Here is an 8929-nt window from a genome sequence, read left to right as displayed (position 1 = left end):
GTTTGATTTTTTCATCTCACCAAACAAATAGACAATCGTCAAGTCGAAAATAGCTGGAAAAAAAAATTTCGGTAATTAAGTTATCCCGCTTGAATGTTTAGGTGTTTTTTTACGAGCTGAATTGCTGTACTTCAGCGACTTGTTAAATTGACGGAGGTTGCGTGGTAGTAATAACATATATTGCTAAGGGTGGTATAACTGCAAAATTGCATCTCTGAGAAACCCTTTTACTCCAATAGTTATACGAGACCTTCCCGAATATGCACGTAGCTGGCCAAGCTTAAAAAGTTTACATAGGCGGGAATAAGCATCACCTGATTCATACAGCTCTGAACGTGCTCTTAATATGTTCGCACGCGCTGTATAATCTTTAATTGCTTTTTCTATTCCGACCACATGTTCAACGCAAATAACAGAGTCTACTTGCGACGAAAGGTACGAGGCATATTCTGTACAAATTTTGGCTTCCCAATAAAGTTCTTCCAAAGCTGGACGTCTCTTAAACATATCTACAAAACTTTCTTTTGTATTGTCGTAATCTCCTGTCACAGTTTGTGGATGGCGCCGGTAAAGAGCGCTTACCTCACTGAGGATAGAGACTCCACCAATGGCATTGGCGATCATACAAGTCCATTGATCATGCGACTGTTTATTGAAGGATCGATATCGATTTAAAGGTCGCATATTGTAGTCGCACATATGGAATATATCTGCCCGTACTGTTTGAAGAAACCCATGCCACTCAAACAAAAGGCCTAATTGATTATTTTCAAAATATCCGTACTTTTCGCATGCGGGGAATACTACACCTGATGAAATCAAGTTTTTATCTACAAGATAGGCGCTTTGCAAAACTAGATTTATGTTTGGATGTCTCGAAATTTCATCTACAGCACTGGAAATCTTATTTGGAAGCCAAACGTCATCCTGGTCACAGAAACATATCCATTCCCCCGAGCATTTTTTTGCCGCTTTAAAAAAATTTTCGATAGCCCCAATATTTTTTTCGTTTCTAGTTATTAGAACGGGAAATGGCGCCGATTTCGAAAAACTTTCTAATATTGCAACCGTATTGTCATTTGATTGATCATCGCAAACCACAAGCTCGCAAGGAAGAAATTCTTGCTTCGTAAGGCTTTCAAGCTGAGCCGCAAGATAGTCACCACCATTATAAGTGGCCATCGCAATAGAAACTTTTAATGTCATACCGGCTTTACAGCAGTAAGCGTCAGGAATTCGGAACCTCTCAGCCCGAATGGGGGCGTTTTTGGCATTCGCAGCGCATGGTCAGAAGACGGATCATTGTATGCTTTACCCAACTCCAGACGAGCGCTTTTCACTGAAATTGAACCCCATATCCCTGGGCGCTCTATAAACTTGATGTCAATGAAGCCTAGGCGGATAAGTGCTTCCGACAGTACTTTGCTTGTTGGTAAACTCAAGTGACGTGGTGCATCTAAGCCAAGCCAGTATCGTGACCAAAAATGATGCCCAAATGACTCGATGTTTGGAGCGTCAATATACAAAAATCCACCTGGACGCAATAGGATAAAAATTCTCTCCAGCTCAGCGATTGGATCGTGGATATGCTCAATGACGTGCGATAGAGTAATGACATCGAAACTACCGGCTTCTTCAAGAAAAACTTCACTAGAACCAACACGTAAATCAATTGAATCAGTTTCGGTAATTAAATTTTTTATCTCAGGGTCAAGATCACACCCAAAAGCTTGCCAACCACCTTGAGAAACCAATCTGAGAAATCCCAAATTCCCACACCCGATATCTAAAATTTTTGGTGTGGTTCCCATTAGGATTGGTGGAATATAACGCAAGTCGTCTTCAATGATTCTTGTAGTACGAGTTCGAAGGCGTGTCAGATAGAAGCCAGCTCGAATAGACGGTGAAAAGTGAGAGTTATAAATTTTATTCCTATACCCGTTGACCAAAGCTAACCTAAAATACTTTAGCAGACCTTTGATGCCAGAGCTTCCACGTTCAAAACTCGCTGCATGAGTGTAATATTGACGATAAGCAAGGTGTATAGTATCTAGCGTTGGTCTTGGACTTAAATAACCAGACGCACATTCTTTACATTGCAAAAAAGTCCATACGCCTGGAGCTGTTCCGAAAACAATATCAGAAAGACCTTCATACAATACTTGGCTTTTATTTGAATGACACCAAGGACATTTCGCTACTACTTCCAGTCCATTTTCAGGCCAATGCTTTTTGTAATCCATTTTTTTTACCTTGGTTTTTCTAAAAAGTTTCATATTGAATTGCCCCGATTTTATGAAAGACGACTTTTTGAACTTACAGATCAGACTGAATCTTAATCTACCAAATCGGGTTGTAGAGTTCATGTCATTTCAAGATACCGAAATAATCGTGACAATACTGTCCAGCAGAGCATGAAAGCAGGGTATCCAGGCGGATACTGGATGCCAGAATTTCGACAGCCCAGGGATCACCCAGCCTGTCGAAAAACCGCATTTTTCGAGCATTTTAATTTCCCACTTTTAGAAAATTTGATCCGGGTAAATCGCTGATTTTCACTGGCTTACCCTTGTCAATACCCTATCCAAAAACCGGGAAACCATTTTTAATTCAAATGGTTAAAATTCGACAGGCTTAGGCTTCCCCCCAAATTCCATATTTCTTCTGACAAAAAACAGTGGCTTTTTGATTGAGCGCCTGTCTCCCGGCTCCGGCAAGTTCCAGGTCTAAAAGTGCCTCTTGAGCACCGGCTTCACTCGACCTTGGACAAGGTAAGCGCCAAGGGCAATATATTCGGACGCCGTTGCGCGCTAGTTGCGCTGATAACCAGAAATCATCGACAAACCAGGCTTCATCGGGAATATTAAACGCTTCATCATCAAAAAACTCCGGTCTCACCACCACGCCACAAACGCCAAACAATATATCCACATAACCGGGAATAATAATGGGCCTGAAAAGCGGTTTATCAAAGCCAACATTTTTTTCTAAAAATCGCCCAAATCTATACTGTAAATCATGTTTGTGCAGTATTTGTCGCGCACAAGGCCAACCGGGTTTAGGAGCGTCTTTCGTTACGCGGCGACCTAACGTAGCGATTGCTTGAGACTTTCTTTTGGCTTGAATATCGAAAAGCCGTTTCGCCCACCCTGGTGGAAATAGACCGTCATCATCGCAAAATAGAATTTGCACATCTTGACCTCGGAAATCTCGACTGGCCGGTAAAACCTTAGTGGCGGGGCCATAATCTTCATCAATTTGGCAAATGATTACACCTTTTGGAACTTCTGGCAAGCTTCCATCATAGTCAGGAAAACGTCGATATTTTCTGGGAATATATAGACGAATCTCGTCTGCTGCACGTTGTGCTAGCAGTGTTTCCAGTGATGCTTTTAAAAATGGAAACCTTGGGGGGATTATGGATAGTGAAATAATGCGCATAACTTGTTAATTATACCTCAACCAAAGAACCACATGGAATTATTTGAGTTTCCATTATGCTGATACCTTAGTATTACTTTGTTTGAAAGTTTTGAAAACATTGTTTGCAAGATGTTCAATAACATACCAGTCATCGAATTGTGAAATATTAGTCACAACCCGTACAAAGCCTTTTGAGCGAAGTAAGCTATGCATTGCATCACGCTCTGGGCGGAAATTATGCTCAATTGTCATTATTGAAATTTCCCATTCTTCAAAAGGAAACTTGGATAAAATATCGTACTCACTACCTTCTGTATCAATACTAAGATAGTCGATCTTTTTGGGGGCATTGGCACGTTTTAGCAAATCGTGGAGGGATATTGTCTGAACAACATAACTTTTTGCCCCCTTTCTACGCTGTGCATGACGGTCTCTTTCAGCATAATCACCCAATGTCGAAAATCCTGCGTCAATGGCCTCCCAAAAGTCCAGAGTTTGTCCACTTTCTCTCCAGACACAATCATGAACGATAGTACATGTTCGATTCTGTGCAAGTCGTTCATGCCAGACCCTTGCGGGTTCTGCAAGAAGACCATCCCATAACAATTTTTTTTCGAATATCCAGGTATTGTTACCGGAAATGCCATCAGTAGCCCCGAACTCGACGAAGAACCCTTTTTCTTTTTCCTTAAGAACCAAAGCAACGAAAATATCTTGAAATATTTCGGCTTTGGATTGGGGAAGCAGTGCTAAGGCTTGCTTCAAATAGTTATCTTCCAAATGCTCTGTGAAAGATAAGAAGGCTTGATAGCGTAGCAATTGTTGTTCGCTGTAAATAAGGCGATCAAACGTTTCTTGTTTTGTTACTGCAATATTGGCTTTTGCTAGAAGGATTCTAAATTTGTTTAGTAAAAAATTCATAATCGCCAGGGTTCCTGAATGCAGAAATAATATCTATAATCTATTTCGTCGCGGCATATAATTTTGAGTTAAAGTTTCATAACAATAAAATATCAGTAAAAGCATTGTTTTTTTCTAGCGATAACGCCAGTTCAAAAAGGTTTTTTTGGGTAATAGGCGTGAGAAATATAGAACGACTTTCTAGGTCACAGTATTTTGAATAACCACTCTCGCTTATAAAATTAATGAGGTGTTCAAAAGTACCATTTGCTTTTAGGTCTTGCGGAGTAAATTCGAAGACGAGCGGCCACACTTTTCCAAGTGACTTTGTGGCTCCAGAAAGTACATCTGCTTCAAAGCCCTGCACATCAATCCAAATAATACCTTCGATATTTTCATCATCAGGAAGAAAATCGTCAAAACGGTGAACGGGTACGGAAATAGTTTGTGCAGAGGAATTCTCTTGTCCTGTAAATATCTTGTGATCCCCATGATTTTCTGCATTGAGACTCAATTGTGCAATCCCATTCTCTGCGCCTAAAGCGATCTCATGGCATTCTATGAGGTTCTCGACATCATTCAATATCGTGTTAATCCGTAACAGGCGAAAATTTTGTGGGTCAGGCTCAAATGCAATTGCCCGTTTTACATAGCCTCTAGTAACCGCAGGGATACATATTGGGCCAATATTCGCTCCGACATCAAAAAGCAGTTGTGGTTTTCGCCCCCCACGTTCTGTATCAATAATCTGCATAGCCCGTTCAAACTTTTGAAAATCAAAATATCCTCGAGAATAAAGCAATCTGCCGATAATTTTGTCTGTGGTTTGGACGACATAATTTTCATTTGCGTGGTTGCTTAAAGCATAAGTTGAGTCTAGTTCGTCAAAGTGGTGACGACGCCAATACATTGATTTAAGACGTGAGAGGTAGAGTCGGCAAATCGCGCTGACTAGTGAAGACTTTATTTGACGTGCAAATCTAACACTTGAGACAGCCCCTGGGATTCTCTTTAAAAATTCGCGCATTTGTGATAATTTTTGATGCATTTTCTCTTGGTTTCCGATGTTATCGTGCTTCGGTCAATTGCCCCATCGCCTGCTTAAACACCGGATTCAAACTATCAAACCCCCGATAATCTAACCCTACTTCCCGACAATGTTTGCGACGCGCCTCCGGTTCCATTTCCAAAAAGCGCTTTATAGAAGGCCAAGCTGCCTTAACGTACTCTTCTTTAAAATCCTCTACTACGACGCCGACACCCAGTTCTTCGGCGACCAGATAATCTTCAGATACGCCCTTCGTAATCAAAAAAGGCAAGCCTGCGCACAAATATTCACCGACTTTGATGTTGGAAATAAACTGCTTGGATGGGCCGGGCGGTACGGCGATAACGGCGAAATCCGCCGCAAAGTAATAGTGATGAATATCGGCATAATCACTATGACAAATGGTATAGGTACCGCGTTCGACACCTGCTTTGTCAAACATCGCCAGCACTTCTTCATCTTCATGCGGGGTGACGATTAAAAAGTGTAAGCGCGGTTCTAATTCACGCAACCAACGGTACATCCAGGCGGTTTCTTCATAATAATACAGGCTACCAAATTTGCCAGGATAAAACAACACCCACTGGTCGTCATTTAAACCCAGCTTAGCACGCATGGCATCACGCTCATGCTGATTAAAGGTAAATTTACGGTCATTGGCCACGGTGGCGATTTTAAAAAACTTGCCTTTGACCTGCCAAGTTTCTTCAACTCGTTGGCGCATAAAGCGCGTACCGGAAGCAATGGCCGTGGCGTAGCGGGCAGCACGATATTCCAGGGCATGGGAAATTTTGTATACCAAACTGTCCTCGGCCCACATGCCGTTGTCAATGGCATATTCGCTGTGCGGTTCAAACTGATACAAAAACAACCGCATCCCCAATAACCGCGCATAAAGATAGGCATACGTACCCGCGACCGAACCCAGGGTGACAATATGGCGATAGCCCTTGGCGCGTAGTGTCGTCACGGCCAGCAAACCCGCCCAGATGTCTTTTAGTTTACTACGGATACCGGTACCGGGATGCCAGGTGAGTTGCGTCCATTCAAGCCCTTGCGCTTTCCAGCTTTCAACAATGCGTTTTTGCTCGTCGCTCAAGGGAAAGCGACTGTCTTCATAAGTCACCACATGAAAGCGGATATCGTTGTCGGGATTTTGCAGGTAATCGTTGATGTATAACCAGAAGTTACCCTGAATCAGGGCATCGAAAAAACGATTGTAAAGAAAAATCACGACTGTCTTTGGTTTGTCCATGAAAAAGTATCGCTGTCAGTCGGTCATAAGTTGATGTTGTTGCAAAAGCGCAAATATTTTATCAAGCTGCTTATCATATGTGTTTTCCAAGGCAAATGCCCTGCGCTCAGCCTGTTTTTCCTCGCTATTATAATACGAAAGGTTGTTTAAAACTTTTTTAAATACCGCTAAGTAATCTTGCGAGTCGTCCACCATTTCTAGTAAATGGCGCTTATTTTTGTATTCATCGGTATAGGTAGTCACAATGGTTTTACCACTGGCTAGGTATTCCATGAACTTGTGTGGACTTGCCTGGTCTCTATACCGTGCTGCTTGATACGTCACTAGCATAATATCCGCCCGTTCAAGAATCGGAAGGATTAAATTACTTTTTACTTTACCCCACCAGTTGGCATTAGGCAGATTACCTGCCAATTGCCGGAGCCTTCCGTCTTCTCGGTATCCACCGACAAAATGGAATTGTACTTGGGGAAACTGCCGAGCTATATCAGCAAGTAACTCCGCATCCAGATACAGCATGTCCAAATTACCAATGTACACTGCATGAGGATAATTCGAGGTAAATCTATTTAATTGGCTATTCGTCAAGGCTTCTGGCTTTTCAACAGCAGCCAAGCCATGATGAATTTTATATGTCTTTGGATTATATGGAATTAGTCGCTCTTTGATGAAATCCGTGGTACAAAAACAAATATCCGCCGTGGACGCCGCAACTTCGGGGTTGAAATCTTGATTCAAATCAACCTGGTGGTAGATCTTTAAACGCTGCCCTGCAAAGCGCATATCAAAAAAGCGTGAGTTTTCAAATAGCCATATGGTGTCTATGGTGTATCCAATTTCATTTTCTAGTTTCTTTAGCCAACGTCTTTCAAGACAATTTCGTAACAAGGCTGGGTAATAGCGTAAACCACTGGCAATTTGTGCTGAAGTAATGGTGTAAAGGTTTTCTTGTATTTTGGTTGTTTCTGTTTGTTGTTTACTGTTATCAAAAGGGTTTAGGAAGTAGACGGTGAATCCTTGTTTGGCAAGGGTGAGTGCGTAATGGTGCTTGCTCACTGTGTGGGCTTGCCAAGGTTCGGGGGAAATAAGGAGGATGGTGTTCATTGTATAGTCCTAGTATGTAACATCTACACATATACTTTGCGCGGTCACGTTTTCGGATTTTCGATTTAGAGTGGTTGGACGTGCCAAGCTACAATTCGGCGCTCCAAAATCGGAAAATTTGACCGTTCGGAGTATATGTCGAAAAATAAGCAAGAGCGTTTTCAATGCGTTATAAAATTGACGCGTTTGCATTTATGTATACCGGGGCGATAGCCGATTGTGCAATTCAAAATTGTCCTAGTCAGTTGAAAATTTATAGATTTTCTATAGAACAATTCTTAGTAACAACAAATAAGTTTTCTGAAGGCAAAAGGCCAAATTTGTTACTGCCAACATTAAAAATATTTTCATTCTCCCAATTGAATTTATTAACTGTAAATCCATGGCTTTCAAGTCTACTTTTATAATCAAGTGCATATATTCTTACATGATCAGATTGACCGAATTTAATCTCTCTATCTGATGGTGAGGTTACTGTAAAATCCTCATACGTTTTTTCAAGTATTCCAGAAATTGGAACCTGAAGAATTCCCCAACCCTCGTTCTTTAATACTCTGTGTAGTTCTGTCATTGCCTTTCCGTCATCTTCTATGTGCTCCAAAACATGATTACAAATAATGACATCAAATGTTTCATCTGGAAAATCAATATTTGTGATGTCCATTTTTTTCATTACATTTATGCCGCTAATATCAGTAGTTAAGTAATCAATATTGTTGTGAATTTTAATAATTCTACATAATTCCATTTCTGGTGCTACATGTAAAACCTTTACTTCTTTTAAAAAGATATTTGTTTTATGTTTTAAATAAAGATATACAAGCCTCTCTCTATCAGTAGAATTGCAAACGGGGCATATGACATTTAATCTATACCCACCTCCGATAACCTTTTTTTCTTGTAATACACTAAAATTATAGCCAAAAGGAAATAGCTTTCTCAAATTTGAATTACACAATGGACATTTGAATTTGAATCCGAAGTATCGTATTTTGTTTAACTCTCTTGTATATTTCACAATGCTTATCTCTTGATAGTTTAATGTGTCAAGGTTGAAAATAAGGCAATTTTCGCAATACCGCAAAACTCGCACAGTAGCTTCAGGCAGCAAGCTTATACCACTGTTCCTTGAGCTTGTTTAACTGCTTCTGTGATTGTTTAGCGGAACGGATATGAGTTTTAAACCGATTCCTGTGATT

At 40.9% G+C, this 8929-nt stretch carries 8 protein-coding genes; all 8 read right to left on the bottom strand.

Annotation, left to right across the window (positions count from 1 at the left end; all coding sequences use genetic code 11):
- Positions 1-183: 183 nt before the first annotated feature.
- A complete protein-coding gene (locus L2082_RS16840; RefSeq protein WP_446012005.1) occupies positions 184-1206 on the bottom strand; it encodes a glycosyltransferase in 1023 nt (340 codons plus the stop codon).
- On the bottom strand, positions 1203-2276 hold the full coding sequence (locus L2082_RS16835) for a class I SAM-dependent methyltransferase (RefSeq protein ID WP_446012004.1): 1074 nt from the start codon (positions 2274-2276) through the stop codon (positions 1203-1205). The genes L2082_RS16840 and L2082_RS16835 overlap by 4 nt, the downstream gene beginning before the upstream one ends.
- Positions 2277-2634: 358 nt before the next feature.
- Positions 2635-3441: a glycosyltransferase family 2 protein gene (locus tag L2082_RS16830; RefSeq protein ID WP_446012003.1), complete on the bottom strand. Its 807-nt coding sequence runs from the start codon at positions 3439-3441 to the stop codon at positions 2635-2637.
- Positions 3442-3495: 54 nt separating this feature from the next.
- Positions 3496-4344 carry an FkbM family methyltransferase gene (locus tag L2082_RS16825; protein ID WP_446012002.1) on the bottom strand — a complete coding sequence of 283 codons (849 nt, stop codon included), beginning with the start codon at positions 4342-4344 and terminating at the stop codon, positions 3496-3498.
- A gap of 76 nt (positions 4345-4420) precedes the next feature.
- Complete coding sequence (locus L2082_RS16820) at positions 4421-5371, bottom strand: FkbM family methyltransferase (RefSeq protein WP_446012001.1); 951 nt, start codon at positions 5369-5371, stop codon at positions 4421-4423.
- Between the two features lie 19 nt (positions 5372-5390).
- Positions 5391-6626: a hypothetical protein gene (locus tag L2082_RS16815; protein ID WP_446012000.1), complete on the bottom strand. Its 1236-nt coding sequence runs from the start codon at positions 6624-6626 to the stop codon at positions 5391-5393.
- 15 nt (positions 6627-6641) lie between these two features.
- Complete coding sequence (locus L2082_RS16810; protein WP_446011999.1) at positions 6642-7730, bottom strand: glycosyltransferase; 1089 nt, start codon at positions 7728-7730, stop codon at positions 6642-6644.
- Between the two features lie 253 nt (positions 7731-7983).
- Positions 7984-8748, bottom strand: a complete 765-nt coding sequence (locus L2082_RS16805) for a class I SAM-dependent methyltransferase (protein ID WP_446011998.1) — start codon at positions 8746-8748, stop codon at positions 7984-7986.
- Between the last annotated feature and the right edge of the window lie 181 nt (positions 8749-8929).

The organism is Candidatus Electrothrix sp., assembly GCF_052785085.1.
The sequence above is the reverse complement of the archived record's forward strand: the minus strand, read 5'-3'. Positions and strand labels throughout refer to the sequence as shown.